The following is a 15,840-nucleotide window of genomic DNA, read 5'->3' as shown; positions in this document are numbered from 1 at the left end:
AAAATGAAAAAATTATTATTAGTGTTATCATCTTTAGTAGTTACAAGTTCAGCATCAACGATTGCTGTATCATGTTCTACTAAAGCGGAAAAACAAAATATTGATTCAATTGAAAGATTTTTGACTATAATATTGCATAGTAAAGAAAATGATCAAGAGCCTTGAACTAATGATGAACTAGAAGCAGAACTTGTTAATCAAAAGGTTGATGAAGCTGGTGGAATTAGTGTAAAAGCTAGTGATGAAATAAAAGAAGGAACAATTACCAATAAACAACAAAGTATTGTATTTACTGGTAATGGTACTTCAAAAAATGGTTACAAATATACAGGCTCAATAACTTTAATTTATAACTTTGGTGGAAACAAACCAGCACCTAAGAAAAAAATAAGTCAACAAGAATTGGCCACAACTATAACAGCGTTACAAAGCTTTTTAGATACAATTTATTTCAAAAGTGAAAATGCTGTTAGAAGTACATTTGTACCAAATGCAAATATTCCAGGCACTCCAGCTGAAGGATTAGTTTTTAAAACTATTACAGTAACAATTCTTGATTCAACTCAGCCAACTGATCCATCAATTCCAAAACTTACAAAATTTGAAATAAGTGGAACAATTGGAATTAAAAATAATGATGATGGATACTATGAATTTGAAGATGAAGTTACTGAGGAAGATAAAAAATTTACATGTCAAGGAACAATTGTAGATGCAGTTATTATAGAAGACACTGTTATAACTGAAGCAACAAAATCAATCAATGATTGAATTAAAAACGAAAAATTTAGCGATTATAATGATTTTCATGATAAGCTTTTAACTCAACAAAAAGAAATTTTAGCAAACGAACAAATTGCAATTGATAGTATTACTGATTCAGGAATAACTGAAAATGAAACAAATATTGATTCAATTTATTGAACAAATCAAGTTAGTGTCAATTTAAAACCAAATGTTGGTTATGAATTTTCAAAAGAAGTAATTGAAAGTGAACAATATAAAATAAAAACAGAGATTGAAATTTTAAAAATACAATCAAATCCTTTAAAATGACATGTCTTGACAAGTAAAGGTAATAAATACATTGAACCACAATTTATTCAGTTTGATAAAAATGTTAACACAACAAGTAAAATTCAAAAAGAATATTTATCAAATCAACAAATTACTAATGAATGAAACCAAGATAATGATAAACTTCAACAAAAAGAATTTGTAAAAAGTTTAAATATTTTTACTGGTGATGATAAAGACAAAAAAATAAGTGAATCTGTTAACAGTTATTACTTTACGAATACAACTGCATTTAACTATGGTTCTGATGCAAGTGAAAGTTTATTTAAAGTTGATGAAGTTTTATTCTTTGATAAAACTCAAGAAAACTTAAATAATAATATTGAGAGCGTTTTAGGGCAAACTAAATCAATAGATGAGTTTGTTTCTTCAAGCAACGCATTGACTAGAACAACTATTGAAAATACTCAAAATACTAGTTATTACGCAGTATTTTTAACAAAAAACAGTAATGGTACATATAAAGCTGCAAATAGAACATTAAATGTTCTACTTCAAGAAATTGCTGTAGTTGATTAAAATAGAAAGATAAAAGATTATGACAGAACAAATTAAAAAATTTTTTAGTGGTCATGATGTAGAAACTAATTTAGAAGATTTAATTAAATTTAAAAAACAATTAAGTAAAAATTTAATTAATGAAGTTAGTTCAAATAAAAATTTACTTAAATTAGGTGAATTTAGAATTTCTATATCAGATGCTGAAATGATTAACTCACAATTAAATAAATTGATTAATGATTTAGAAGATATTATAAATCGAATAAATTTATAATAAGAAATGGTTTATCAAAAATAACTTTGAACCCTTCTTTAAATAAAAGAAGGGTTTTGTATTTAGAAAGGATACTAATGGAAAAACAAGAAAAAAATAAAAAGCAAAAAAATAATTTTTTAAAAAAATCAAAAAGTAATGTAATTAAAGTAAGCTTGGCGTTTTCTGTATTAATTACAATAGTTATTTTCTTTTTAATGAAAATAGTAAATGCATTAGTAAATAATACGGATATTTTAGATGCATTTAAAACTATTGGAATAATTCCCCCAACAGATCTAAGTTTGCCAAATTTAATTGATTATATATCGAATATTATTTTGCTAATAGTTTTACCTATTTTAGTACTTACTTGAATTGTTCTAATTATTAAATTTAAAAACAAAAAAGCAAAAAAAGCAAAAAAAGATTTTAAAGCTTCAATAAAAAATCAAAAAGTTGAAACTGAAATAGTATTAGAAGTTGAAAATCCTGATATTGATTTATATCCTCATTTTGAGGAAGACAAAACATTTTTTGAAGAAATTAATAATGAAAGTGATAACGATTTGACTTTGTTACAACAAAGAGCAAAAACAGATGGATCAGTTTTAATCAAAGAAAATTTAAGTGAGTTAGTTAAAAATGCTTATAAAATTAGAAATTACGCAATTTTAAATAATATAGAAGTTGATGATGTAGTTTTAGAAGAAATGACTAAAAAAGAATTAATTCTATTTATGAAAAAAATAGGTAATGAATTAAGAAAAGTTGAATATCAATATCTTAATTTTAAAGATGCTTCAACAGACGGAGAAATTAAAATTACTGAAAATGAAAATATAAATCAAATTAATGAAAAAAAACAATCAGAAAATATTGATGTTGTTGAGGCAGGTAAAATAAATCAAAAAAAGCCCGTAATAAGAAAAAATAAGGTAACAAAAAATGATTTGGTTAATTCAATTTTTTCAAATAATGAAAATAAATTGACAAAAGTTAAAATTAAAAAAATTGTTGATAGTTTATTTGAATTAATGGAAAACAATTTAGTTAATGAAGGTTCAGAAATCAAAATTAATAATTTTGCTAAGTTTTCAACTGTTTTTGTAGATGAAACAACAATGAAAGATATGAAAACTGGTGAATTAAAAATGGTTCCTTCACGTAAGACAATCAAGTTTAAATCTTTAAAAGGTTTAAGAGAAAGTTTAAATAATGAAAAAGTATAGTGGTGAAGACGATTTAATTTTGATTATTGCAGCTAATTTAAGAAAGATTAGATCTAGTAAAGGTTTAACTCAAGAAGAATTAGGCTTTAGATGTGGCATTTCAAAAAATTATATTTCTGATTTTGAAAGAGGAAGAAGAAATATAACAATTAAAATTTTACAAAAACTTATTGAAGGACTTGAAACAACACCTCAAGAATTATTAAAAGCTTAATTTGTACTTTATACTGAAAAAATATATTTAAGGAACTTTACTTACTGTAAGGTTCTTTTTTATTTAAAAATAAAAATCATTATATTAATTGCTTTTTTGCTTTTCTAATACTTAATAACAATTAGAAAGTATAAAGGAATAAAATTATGAAAAAATTATTACTATTTATAACAGGAATTAGTCTTTCAACAATTGTAATTAGTAGTCTGGTTGCTTGTACTACTAATGATTATGATAAAAATAATATTGAACAACCAGAAATTAACAATGAACCAATAGACTTAAAGTCTTTAGATTTAATAACAAAAGTTGTATTATTAAGTGATGAAGAACTCAATGAAAAATTAATATTAGAAAAGTTCATTTTTTTAAATAAAGAAATTAACATAGATTGAAATGAATTATCTGTAATTAAAAATGAAGAATATTTCTTAACCAGTTTAAATGAGAATATTTACATTGGTTTTATACAAATAGAAATAAAACAAAAAACTAATATCAATATCTTTTATCCAAACATTTATTTAAAATTAGCAGAAGAAAATCCAGATACGATAATTTACAATTTTAAAAAGAATAACCCTATTTTAGAAAATGCTAATTTAATTTGTGAGAAATATAATAATACTTGAAAAATATTAGCTGAAACAAGTGATGAAAATTATGATGGCTATTTAATATTAAAAGTTTTCATTGTTAAAGATATACAAGAAGTCATAAATCAAAAAGAGTTTAAAGTAACAACTTTAAACACACACGAGATATTAGTTTTAAAGTTAATTAGAAATAGCTATCCTGAATTAAATAATATTAAAATGTCAGCGATTAAATTAGACAAATCTCATTGATCAATTATTATAGATTCAAATGAAGTGCTTTATTATGGTGAATGTATTATAGAATTATATATTTAACAAAATGGTTTAAAACCATTTTTTTATTTATTTTTAAGTCATAAAATGAAGTTGAGGGTAACACCTCACAAAGGAAAGTTTATGAAAAAATTACTTAATTTATTAACAGGTTTAACTTTAACAATGTGTACATCAACAATAGTAATTAGTTGTGACACAAAAGAGATACCAATAATTGTAAAAACTGATATAAAAACAATATTTACTGACAATTATATTGAGATACCTTATTGAATGGAAATAAATAAAGATAATATTTTAAACGCAATAAAAGTAGCATATCCAAAATTAAATGATTGTAAATTAAAACTAGTTTCCTTTGAACTAGAGTGAGAAGTCCATGTTGATGATAATGATTTATACTATGAAGGTTTTAAAGAGTTTAGTTTAATTAAAAATGAAGAGATACCAAAATTACCATCAGTTAAAAAAGAATTGATTGATATAGTTTTAGACAAAAACATTATATTAGATGAAAATAGTGAACTAAATGAATTAAATATCTTAAACAAAATTAAAGAAATTTATCCCGAATTAATTTCTACTAATTTACTACTTGAAAGATTAACTGAATTAGAATGAAATTTATCTGTATATGATAAAGATCCAATATATCAAGGTAATGTTATTATCAACATAACTATTTATAAAGAAGAAGAAATACCAAAATTTCAAATTGAAATTAATTCTTTAATAGAAGAAGGAAGTTTTATTCAAGTTGAAGAAAATACTGATGAAGGAATCTTAAATAGTGTTTATAAATTAGTACCACAACTTATAAATAGATTATTTGTTATTTATAAAGAAGAAGTAGAACCAAATCTTTTTTATGTAATTATAAATGTTGATGATAATGATGAATATTATCAAGGTAGTGTAATGCTTAAATATTACTTTAATACAACTATAAATGTTTAAATGCAAAATTTATTTAACTTTAATAATAAGTTCAAAAGACTCACTATAGTCTTTTGTTTTTTTATGATTAAATTATAGTATGAAAACAAAACCATATTATAAAAATTGAATTTGATATTATCATTTAATAGCTTGTCTACTATTTATAGGTTTTTTATGCTGAGGATTTTACCTTTCAAGCTTTGTTGAATATTGATATAGTAAAAATGCATTTACAAATTATGATATCTTAATGAGTTTCTTTTCAGTGCAAGTTAATATTATGACAATAGTTTGATTAATTATCTATATCATTAATTTTGATAAAAAAGAAAAGCATGGAATATTAACTGATCGTTTTAGAATGGCTATTATGAATTTAAATATGTTAGTATTTTTAATATTTTGAATGGGTGTAGTATATTATGTTAAGTCTGGAGAAGATAGTATAGTTAACTATGGTACTAATCAAATAATCTGTACCATAGTAACGCATTTAATTTGTCCTATATTATTATTTATTATCTATCAATTTAGTATGGGCAATGAAAGATATGAATATAACTTTTATAAGAAATGAGATATCTACATTGTATTTATCTATGCAGCAAGTTATTTAGCATATGTATATATAAGGGGAGAGTTATATTTACAAAACCTTAATACAGGAAGATATCCTTATCCATTTGTAGACTTTCAAAACTTATTTATAGGTAATTCAGTTTGATTATATGTATTGTATTTAATAATAACCTTCTTTGTTTGATTTTCATTGCAACATTTATGATTAGTTTATAATAATAACTTAATTCAAAGTATTAAATATAAACGTTTTGTTTTATCAATAACTTAGCCAAAAAGAGTAAAAAGATCAAAATTTTGAGAATTTTTTCCAAAATTTTGCTTTTTTTTTTTTTTTTATTCCAAACTCACAATTTGAAAAAATTTAGTTTTATAATTTATGCAAGGTAAGATTTTTCTTGCTTTTAATATTTAATAAGAAAAGGGGATAAATAATGAAAAAATTATTATCAATATTAGGAGCTGTTGGTTTAACAGCAACAGGAGCTTCAGTTGCTGTTTCATGTAGCAATACTACAGATCCAGGGGACAAAGTTATTTTAGCGTTGGGAGATATCACAATTGCTGGTACACCAATTAGAGAACAATACAAAGCAGATGCAAAAAATAAAGAGGGTAAAACTAATGCAGCAGTTATTTTAGATGCTTTTAAAGCTAAGAATAAAGATTTAACTGTTAGTGAACAAGCAACTGTTGAAGGAATCACTTTAAAAGGTGCTAAAATCAAAGATGGTGAAACTGTTTACAATGTAACTTACAAAGGGACAGAAGAAAACACTAATCCAGAAGTTACTAAAGTAGATTTATCAAAAATTGAATTAACTGATTTTGTAGCAAAAAATGATACTGAAGACTTAGCTGTAATTGCAGAATTAGTTAAAGTAGAAGGTTTATCTGGTTTAAAAGCTGAAGATGTAACAATTACTAAAGTAGATGCAACAAATGAAGCTACAGGAACAATTACAATTAAAGCAAACGATTCATCAGAGTTAGTTGAAGGTCAATTAGTTTTAACTATTGCTCAGCTAGCTGAATAATTTATAAAAATACTTAAATTAAATATTTTTTAAAAGACCATATGGTCTTTTTTATTTTATATTTAGTTATAATCTATTTTAAATAAGGTTAAAGGTATTATTTATGATTGAATTTAAAAACGTAGATAAAATGTTTGCATCTAATAAAGGATTAAAAGGTGTAAATATTATTATTGATAAAGAACAAATAGGTTTAGTTGGTCCTAATGGAGCTGGTAAAACAACTTTTATTGAACTATTATTAGGTTTTCACTTACCAAGAAAAGGTGAAATTCTTATTAATGGTATTAAGTCAACAGATAAGAATTTTGATATTAGTAAAATTGGCTATATATCAGCTAATTTAGATATTCCTAAAAAATTAAGTGTATCTGAGTATGTAGGATATATTAAAGAATTAGAAAATAGTGAAAAATTTAACACTAACATTGAAATGTTTGCTAAAGTATTAGCATTTGATTTAAATGATAGTTCATTAATTGGTAGTTTATCATCTGGTATGGTACAAAAATTAAAAATTATTTTAGCAATATCTGGAGATAAAGAAATTTTAATTTTTGATGAACCAACAAGAGGATTAGATCCAATTGCTGTAGAATTATTTGAAAAAATTATGGATAAATTAAAAGAAAAAGATTTAACTATTATTTATTGTAGTCATATTCTAGACGAAGTTGAAAAATTTTGTGATCGTGGATTAATTATTAAAGATAACACTATTGTTAAAGATGTAAATATTAAAGATCATAAATCAAATTTAAGAGAAAGCTTTAAATCATTTTATGAATTTACTGAAATAGGGGATTTTTAATTATGAGATCAAATAATAAAAAAATGCATTTAAGTGCAAAATTTCCTACTAAAAATAAATTTGCTATTTATTTTAAATATAACTTCTTTAATGGCTTCAAATCTGGTTTTGTAATTTTATCTTTATTTACAATAGCTTTAATTGGAACTATTAGTTTATTAAGCTATGTTGCTGTTAAAATGGCTTTAGTTGATGAACCAGATAAAACAGAGTTAACAGTGGGTGTTGTTATGATGATAGTTGGTGCTTTAATGCTAGTTTTTTCAATCACAAGTATGAAAAGCACACTTAATGATAATATAAGCAAAAAAGTTAACCGTATATTCTTATTTGGTGGAATCAAAAGATACCAAATTAAAAACTTTGGCTTAATCTATAATGCAATATTATTAATAGCACAAGCAATTATAGCAACTCTAATAATAATTATTATATTTGGTTTAACTACAGCTATTTCGTCAGTTAAAGTAATTGAACTAATGAATTTACAATTCTTTGCAACTTTAGTATTAAAAGTACTATCAGCTTATTTCTTAGGTTTATTACTATCAGTATTAATTCAAGCTTTACCGAAAAAAGGAGCTATAAAAGTAATTATTATTATCGCTTTCTTTTTCATTCAATATTTATTAGTTAGTGCTAACTTTTCGTTAATTCCGTTATTATTAGTAGACAATTTTTATCGAAGTATAATTGGCTGAATTTTATTTATGATTCCATCAGTTTCATCAGGGTCAAGTTTTTGATGAAATGCTAATAACTGATTAATATTTGCAGGGTATGCATATAATATTGCATTTATCATTTTATTCATTTGATTATGAACATTACAAAATCGTAAAGCAACTTACTAGAAATAGTAAGTTTTTTATATTTTAATTTAAAAATAGAAAATAGGATTTTTTATGGCAAACACTAAGAAAACAAGTGCACAAACCACAAAAGAATCAACGACAAAAAAACCAGCAACAAAATCAACTAAAAAAGTTATTCAACCAATAGCTAAAAAAATTTGAGATTGTAAATAAAAACAAAGAAGTAAAAGAAATTTAATAAAAATGTTAAAAGAAGAAAAGTAGGATTAATTATAAATATTTAGAAATATTAAATAATTTAACTTAAACAAAAATTCAAGATACTTTAGAACAATTAATAAGAGATGCTAATCCACAACAAGGTTTATCAGCTGAAGAAATCTATAATAAAATAATATTATTAATTCAAGATAACGGATTAAACTTTGGTAAAAAACATTTAAGTCTTGAACAAGTAAAAGATGTTTTTGGAACTGTATTTGATAAAACAACATTAACACAAGTAATTCAAAATTCACTAGACAATGGTGGTTCTGTACAATTACATGAAACTGTTAATGCAGAATTTATAAATACAGTAATTGTTAAACTAGATTTAGATATAGTTAAAAATATGGATTTTCTTTTAGTAATAGTTGCAGCAGTATTAACAGCTATTAATTTATTAAATATTATTTTTTCTTCAAGATTAATTGTAGTTAAAGGCAAAATTTCAAAACCTTTATTTATTATTACTTCAATATTATCAATCAATATTATAAATGAATTGGAATGTTGGTATTTATGGTTAATGATAAAAAAACAGTTTTTTAATTACTGTTTTTTTGTTTTGTATTCATATTATTAGTGATTTTCATTACTTTTGTTTTTTAAACAAGTAAAATCAAGTTAATTAGAATTAAGGAAACTATTAAATGAAAGAAAAAGTAATTAAGCAAAAACCTTCAAAAGAGGAAAAGAAATTTAATAAAAAAGTCATACGTAGAAAGAATGGGATTCTACTTAACTTATTTGGTTCTTCTACTACAATTATTGGACTAATAATGTTTTCTTTAATTTCTATCTTAATTTTTATTTATATACGTCAAGAAAACTTTATAACTTTAGTTGATAATTTAGAAAAAGATTTAAAGACTAATATAGAGAAATTGATCAATGATGCAATACAAACAGTTAAAGATAAAACTAATCCTGAAGAGATTTATCAAAAAGTATTAGATAGCTTAAAAGGTGATATAACAGTAAAAATTAAAAATGAAGTTGTAACACTATCGGCTCAAGAAGTTAAGGATTTATTTAATCAAATATTACCAAAAGATGATTTTGTAAAATTAATTAATGACTTCTTAGACTTTGGTGAAATTAAAATTCCTGATAATGTTAATTTAGATTTCTTAAGAGATTTAATTAAAAAGTTAAAGTTAGATAACTTTAATGAAATTATGTTTATTATAGTAATTGTTTCAACTAGTGTAACTATAATTAATCTATTAAACATTATCTTTGCTTGAAGATTAATGTTAGTTAAAAATAAAGTAATTAAAATTCTATTTATAATTACATCAGTATTATCAATTAATATCTTTAGCTGAATTGGATCATTAGTATATTTATTTAATGATCGAAAAGAAGTATTTTAGAATATAATTTTTTAATTTAATAGTTTTAAATATATTTTAAAAATATAATAAAGAAAAAGATTAGAAAATATATTCAATATTTTAATAAATATTAATTTATCAATTTAAATTATTTTGAATTTGTTTTAAAATATTTCTCATAAAATTTTTTTAAAGATGGCAAGTAGAATTACCAAATAATTATATAAGAGCAATTTTATTTGGATGTAATTCAGGACTAGGTAATGCACCTTTAATAAATTAGGTTTATAAAAAATATAGTTAGAGACATACCAAAAAACAAGTAATAACATATATTATTAAAAGATTTTATAAGATAACTTTTACTTATAAAACTTATAGTATTTTGTGAAAGACTCAATTGTTTTTTGCTTTGCAAAATTAAAAGCATCCATAATATTTTTCATGTTCGAAATTATTATATATTCAAACAAGATACTAATTCTTATTTATTAGAGTATCAAAATTTCAAACATGATGAAATATTTCTTTTTTAAATGTTATTGTTGTATAAAATGTATTTCAAGCATCAATAAAAATTAAAATCATAATTTAAGTGATTGGCAAATAATACATTTTGTGTGTTGGAATTTGAGGAAAGGTTTCTTGAATAAGCAAATTATTAGGTAATTTGCCTTTTTTTTTTTTTTTTGCTAACATTATAAATAACCACCTTATAAGTGTATTTATTATAAAGATTACTATATATAAAAAATACCTAGCATAAATTATATCTTTTAGAAATTAAAGAATTGAAAGTAGCAAACAGTAACTTAAAAAATAAAATTTACACAAAAATAATTATTAATTAAGTTTACTAAACTTTTAGATCTTTAAAAAATAAAGGTGGATAGTAAAATGAGCATTTATTTAAAATATGGGCTTTATTATAAATTAATTATCATCTTCAAAATAAATTGAAAAATTAATTCACAAAATTTTAATTTTCTGAAGAATGTTATCAAAATAAATAGAAATAATGATTCTACTTTTAGCTTTTTTAATTGCAATATTATTTCTTTAGTATCTGAAAGTATTTTAGTAAAATATCTACCAAAACATTGAGTTTAAATAAAATTTTATTCATATAGGATCATTTAAACACAAAACCAAAATTTAATAAAAACTAACATTTCATACTTTAAGAGCTAGTGGAGTTTATAGTTCAGAATCTAGTCTTAAAGAAGTGAAAAAACCTATATCGTGCTAAATTAATTATTATTATATATAAAAAAATACATGAAAAAATCTTTAAAGAAGATTCAATTTATATAATAATATATTAGTTTAAAATTTCCTAGCCCTTACTTCTCCAGGTTTTACTAAATTAATGAATTTAATTAGAATATTAGTGAATATTTAAATAAAATAAAAACTTAATTTTACTTTATAAAAATAAAGAAAACAAAACTTTTAATCAGGATTTCAACAAAAAAATAACAAAATGAAAAGGAAATAAAAGGAGATAAAATGAAAAAAATACTAAAAGTAAATCAAAATAAATTTAAAAATATCTTAACTTGATTCTTAATGATAATTATCTTGATAATTTTAGCATTCATGTTTAAGATGATAAATCAGGCAATAAATGGAACTAGTCAATGAAAAGTAATTTTTGAATCAGAATTTAGTTTAATAAACAAGACAGATGTTAACTGATTTGCTAATGGAAAAATAACAAGTTCTTTTTTCACAGGACCAATAGGTTCAAAGTCATTTTCAGAATTTCGATTATTATACAGTGTAAACGGTGGATATATATTCTTACTTCCAATTTTTTGAGATTTATTAATCAACTGAATTCTAATCGTTGGAATTACCTGCATGCTAGGTTTTATTATTTATGAGCTTTTAAATAATAATAATAATAATAATATATTGGAAATTGAACCAGCATCTAATCAAAATGACAAAAGTAAAAAAACAGCCAATTCAAGTAACAAAATAAAAAAAATCAATTTTAAAAAAGACTCTAATGTTTCTGATGAAGATGCACATGACTTTGTTTCAAAAATGGAAACAAAATATAAAGATAGCTTAGTGGAAACCGCTGAGGAGTATATTGAAGAAGTCAACTTTAAAGAGAGAAAAACTATAGCTAAAAAAGAAGTTACGCCAAAAATGTCAGTCTCTGAAAGAGCTAAAATTGATGGATCACGCAATATTGATGAACAAAGAAATGAATTGCAAAAATACTCAAATAAATTAAGAAGCATTGCGATTGAAAAAGAATTATCAAAAAAATTACAAAAAGTTAATTTGAGAAACCTGACAAAAAAAGAATTAATTGCTTATATGAAAAAAGTAAAAAATGAAATTAAAAATTAAAAAATATAAAGGAGAAATATGAAAAAATTATTACAATTATTAGCTGTTTTATCTTTAACAGCAAGTGTTCTTACAGGAATTGTTTCTTATGAGTCGATGAAAAAATTAAATAAACCCCCTGCTTATAATAAAATTGATCAGAATGAAATACAAAAGAAATTAGAAGAATCTATTAAGAATAAAAATTTAACTGAAGATGAAGCTATTGCTGAGCTTAATAATTCATTAAAAAATGTTTCTGGAATTAAAACTGTTGAAGCTAAAATATTAACATCATATGCATTTGAGGAAAAAACTTTTGAAGTTAAAGTAATGCTCGAAGAAAATTATATTTGAGATGATTTATCATTTAATGGTGAATTCACAGTTTCAGCAAAAGTTGGAACTTATGATGTCATTAAAAAAGAAGAAATTCAAACTATGTTAAATGAATCAATTCAGGGTAAAAATTTAACTGAGGATGAAGCTATTGCTGAACTTAATAATTCATTAAAAAATGTTTCTGGAATTAAAACTGTTGAAGCTAAAATATTAACATCATATGCATTTGAGGAAAAAACTTTTGAAGTTAAAGTAATGCTCGAAGAAAATTATGTTTGAGATGATTTATCATTTGAAGGTAAATTTAATGTGAATATTTCAGTATCTAAAGTTATTAAAATTGATCAAAATGTAATGGAAAAATCTTTTAAATCAGCTATTCTTCAAGAATATGATGAGAGTGAAGCTAAAAAAGCTATTATTGAAACTTTCAATAAAATAATAAATCCTGATTTAACAACTGAACCAAAGATTGAAATTAAAAAATTAGGAGAAGTGGAATGAGATAAGGAGCACGAAATTACAATAAAAGTATCATTAAACACCCATAACTATGAATGAAAATCAGAATTTGATGGCGAATTTAAAATAAAAACAGTTTTAAATTCAACACTTATGTTTTATAAAATAGATAAAGATGAAAATATCCATAGCAAAGAATTTAAAGGAACAAGTTCTAAAGATTGAGATGAAATTGAATTTACTGAAATAATCGAGTTTGGTTGATATAATAATGGTCAAGTTTGTGGAATATTTTTTGAAGAAGACAATAATGAACCAATAAACATTTTTACTCGTTTTTCAGAGGATATAGTTTATCCAAATAAATTAAATGAAAACATAAAATCTTTGAACTATTTATTTTATGCTAATTCTAATTCTGGAGATCATTTAAGTGATATCAAAAAATGAGATACTTCAAATGTAAATTCCATGGAAGGAACATTCAAACTTACAACATTTAGTAATATTGACTTATCAGGTTGAAATGTTTCGAATGTAACTAATATGAATTGAATTTTTGCACAAAGTGATATTGTGGATTTTGGTATTTCAAAATGAAATACTTCAAGTGTAACTGACATGAGTAATATGTTTTATGGTGCTCAAGCTTTTAATGGTGATATTTCAACAAAAGAAGTAGATCAAAATAATGAAAAATATGTTGCATGAGATACATCAAAAGTAACTGATATGAGTAATATGTTTTCTGGTTCTTCAGCTTTTAATGGTGATATTTCAAAATGAAATACTTCAAGTGTAACTAACATGAGTGGTATGTTTTCTGATACTTATGCTTTTAATGGCGATATTTCAAAATGAAATACTTCAAGTGTAACTGACATGAGTAATATGTTTTCTCGTGCTTCAGCTTTTAATGGTGATATTTCAACAAAAGAAGTAGATCAAAATAATGAAAAATATGTTGCATGAGATACATCAAAAGTAACTGATATGAGTAATATGTTTTATCATACTTATGCTTTTAATGGTGATATTTCAAAATGAAATACTTCAAGTGTAACTAACATGAGTAGTATGTTTTCTGATGCTTCAGCTTTTAATGGTGATATTTCAACAAAAGAAGTAGATCAAAATAATGAAAAATATGTTGCATGAGATACATCAAAAGTAACTGATATGAGTAATATGTTTTATCATACTTATGCTTTTAATGGTGATATTTCAAAATGAAATACTTCAAGTGTAACTGACATGAGTAATATGTTTTTAGGTGCTCAAAATTTTAATGGTGATATTTCAACAAAAGAAGTAGATCAAAATAATGAAAAATATGTTGCATGAGATACATCAAAAGTAACTAATATGAGTGGTATGTTTTCTGAAGCTGAAGCTTTTAATGGTGATATTTCAAAATGAAATACTTCAAGTGTAACTGATATGAGTAGTATGTTTTCTGGTGCTCAAGCTTTTAATGGTGATATTTCAACAAAAGAAGTAGAAAAAAATAATGAAAAATATGTTGCATGAGATACATCAAAAGTAACTGATATGAGTAGTATGTTTTCTGAAACTTATGCTTTTAATGGTGATATTTCAAAATGAAATACTTCAAGTGTAACTAACATGAGTAATATGTTTTCTGGTGCTCAAGCTTTTAATTGTGATATTTCAACAAAAGAAGTAGAAAAAAATAATGAAAAATATGTAGCATGAGATACATCAAAGGTAACAGATATGAGTAGTATGTTTTTTGGTGCTCAAGCTTTTAATCAAGATATTTCAAAATGAAATATCTCAAGTGTAACTAACATGAGTTATATGTTTTATCGTGCTCAAGCTTTTAATGTTGATATTTCTAATTGAGATGTTAAAAATGTTGAATATTTTGCTAATTTTTATCATCAAGGGGGAAATTGAGCCAAGGAAAGACAACCAAAATTTCCTGAAAATAATTAATAAATGAAAATAATTTTTTTGACTATCTCAAAGTATAGATTAGTGTTTTTAAAGTGTCATATTTCTTGTTAGAATTATCACAAAATACCTAAGTTAATTCTAGGTTTAGGTATTTTATCAGATATTAATTTTTCAATATTTTAATTATATTATCATTTCCTTAATTGGCAAAATTAGTTTTTTTAGCTAATTATATTTTAATAATCAATTAATATTTTCATTAGTGTCTTTTTACAAGAAAATATTTATTTAAATGTATAATTTATTAAGAATACTTTTTTAAGAATTAATTATTTAAAATTTTCATTTGCATCATAAACTGGGAAAAAATAAATCTACACTTTAAATAATTAATTAACGCTAGCTCATGCTGGCGTTTTTCAATTTAAAACTTTCTATATTCTATGATTATTGTATCAACTTATATATCATTGCATGTGTTTATAAATTTATTTAAATTTTCATTTTTTGAGTATTTATTCTATTTAAGTATTCGCCCTTTACACACTAAAGAAATATTCAACTTCTCTGTTATCTAATGAGTTTCCAATTCTACTCATAGATATTTGTGAATTGATTTTTTTACTTTTTAGTAACTTCATAAGAAGAATATTGAAAACCATGATCAGAATGCAAAATAAACCCTTTTCAGTTTAGCTTATCTAAAGTATCAAAAACTAATTTTACATCATATTTTCAGAAATTTTTCATGATTCTATTTTTTTAGTTTTGTGACTAATCGCAACTGATAAATAAACATCATTATATGTTGATGTTGCAGGTATATAAGAAACATC

General features: G+C 23.1%; 16 protein-coding genes. 14 read left to right on the top strand and 2 right to left on the bottom strand.

The features are described 5' to 3' along the window. Positions 1-3: 3 nt before the first annotated feature. The 11 genes from MFL_RS02430 (at position 4) to MFL_RS03715 (ending at position 8,546) form a co-directional block, all read left to right on the top strand. A complete protein-coding gene (locus tag MFL_RS02430; RefSeq protein ID WP_011183356.1) occupies positions 4-1,596 on the top strand; it encodes a Vmc-like lipoprotein signal peptide domain-containing protein in 1,593 nt (530 codons plus the stop codon). Positions 1,597-1,615: 19 nt separating this feature from the next. After that, positions 1,616-1,852: a hypothetical protein gene (locus MFL_RS02425; protein ID WP_011183355.1), complete on the top strand. Its 237-nt coding sequence runs from the start codon at positions 1,616-1,618 to the stop codon at positions 1,850-1,852. Between the two features lie 77 nt (positions 1,853-1,929). Then, a complete protein-coding gene (locus MFL_RS02420) occupies positions 1,930-3,063 on the top strand; it encodes an HU family DNA-binding protein (RefSeq protein ID WP_011183354.1) in 1,134 nt (377 codons plus the stop codon). Next, positions 3,050-3,277, top strand: coding sequence for a helix-turn-helix domain-containing protein (locus MFL_RS02415; RefSeq protein ID WP_011183353.1), 228 nt, complete (start codon positions 3,050-3,052; stop codon positions 3,275-3,277). Before MFL_RS02420 ends, MFL_RS02415 begins: the two co-directional genes overlap by 14 nt. Positions 3,278-3,423: 146 nt before the next feature. Then, positions 3,424-4,191, top strand: coding sequence for a hypothetical protein (locus tag MFL_RS02410; RefSeq protein WP_011183352.1), 768 nt, complete (start codon positions 3,424-3,426; stop codon positions 4,189-4,191). Between the two features lie 81 nt (positions 4,192-4,272). Further along, entirely contained in the window at positions 4,273-5,109 is an 837-nt protein-coding gene (locus MFL_RS02405; protein ID WP_011183351.1) for a hypothetical protein, read from the top strand. 79 nt (positions 5,110-5,188) lie between these two features. Further along, positions 5,189-5,941, top strand: coding sequence for a hypothetical protein (locus tag MFL_RS02400; protein ID WP_011183350.1), 753 nt, complete (start codon positions 5,189-5,191; stop codon positions 5,939-5,941). 163 nt (positions 5,942-6,104) lie between these two features. Beyond that, the gene (locus tag MFL_RS02395; RefSeq protein ID WP_011183349.1) at positions 6,105-6,707 is read left to right on the top strand and encodes a lipoprotein; all 603 of its coding nucleotides are present in this window, start codon (positions 6,105-6,107) and stop codon (positions 6,705-6,707) included. Positions 6,708-6,810: 103 nt separating this feature from the next. After that, a complete protein-coding gene (locus MFL_RS02390) occupies positions 6,811-7,518 on the top strand; it encodes an ATP-binding cassette domain-containing protein (RefSeq protein ID WP_011183348.1) in 708 nt (235 codons plus the stop codon). Positions 7,519-7,520: 2 nt separating this feature from the next. Continuing rightward, entirely contained in the window at positions 7,521-8,372 is an 852-nt protein-coding gene (locus tag MFL_RS02385) for a hypothetical protein (RefSeq protein ID WP_011183347.1), read from the top strand. Positions 8,373-8,423: 51 nt separating this feature from the next. Continuing rightward, entirely contained in the window at positions 8,424-8,546 is a 123-nt protein-coding gene (locus MFL_RS03715) for a hypothetical protein (protein WP_276323390.1), read from the top strand. A gap of 168 nt (positions 8,547-8,714) precedes the next feature. On the opposite strand, the gene MFL_RS02380 is transcribed toward MFL_RS03715, so the two are convergent. Beyond that, positions 8,715-9,086 carry a hypothetical protein gene (locus MFL_RS02380; protein WP_164919792.1) on the bottom strand — a complete coding sequence of 124 codons (372 nt, stop codon included), beginning with the start codon at positions 9,084-9,086 and terminating at the stop codon, positions 8,715-8,717. A gap of 161 nt (positions 9,087-9,247) precedes the next feature. On the opposite strand from MFL_RS02380, the gene MFL_RS02375 reads away from it, so the two are divergent. The 3 genes from MFL_RS02375 (at position 9,248) to MFL_RS02365 (ending at position 15,043) form a co-directional block, all read left to right on the top strand. Continuing rightward, entirely contained in the window at positions 9,248-9,973 is a 726-nt protein-coding gene (locus MFL_RS02375; protein ID WP_011183346.1) for a hypothetical protein, read from the top strand. Between the two features lie 1,470 nt (positions 9,974-11,443). Further along, positions 11,444-12,301, top strand: a complete 858-nt coding sequence (locus MFL_RS02370) for a histone-like/ribosomal-like protein (RefSeq protein WP_011183345.1) — start codon at positions 11,444-11,446, stop codon at positions 12,299-12,301. 18 nt (positions 12,302-12,319) lie between these two features. Beyond that, entirely contained in the window at positions 12,320-15,043 is a 2,724-nt protein-coding gene (locus tag MFL_RS02365; protein WP_011183344.1) for a BspA family leucine-rich repeat surface protein, read from the top strand. Positions 15,044-15,625: 582 nt separating this feature from the next. On the opposite strand, the gene MFL_RS03710 is transcribed toward MFL_RS02365, so the two are convergent. Further along, positions 15,626-15,754, bottom strand: a complete 129-nt coding sequence (locus MFL_RS03710; RefSeq protein ID WP_276323389.1) for a hypothetical protein — start codon at positions 15,752-15,754, stop codon at positions 15,626-15,628. Between the last annotated feature and the right edge of the window lie 86 nt (positions 15,755-15,840).

Source organism: Mesoplasma florum L1 (genome assembly GCF_000008305.1).
GTDB classification, from domain to species: Bacteria; Bacillota_I; Bacilli_A; order Mycoplasmatales; family Mycoplasmataceae; genus Mesoplasma; species Mesoplasma florum.
This window is presented reverse-complemented; position numbering and strand designations above follow the sequence as displayed.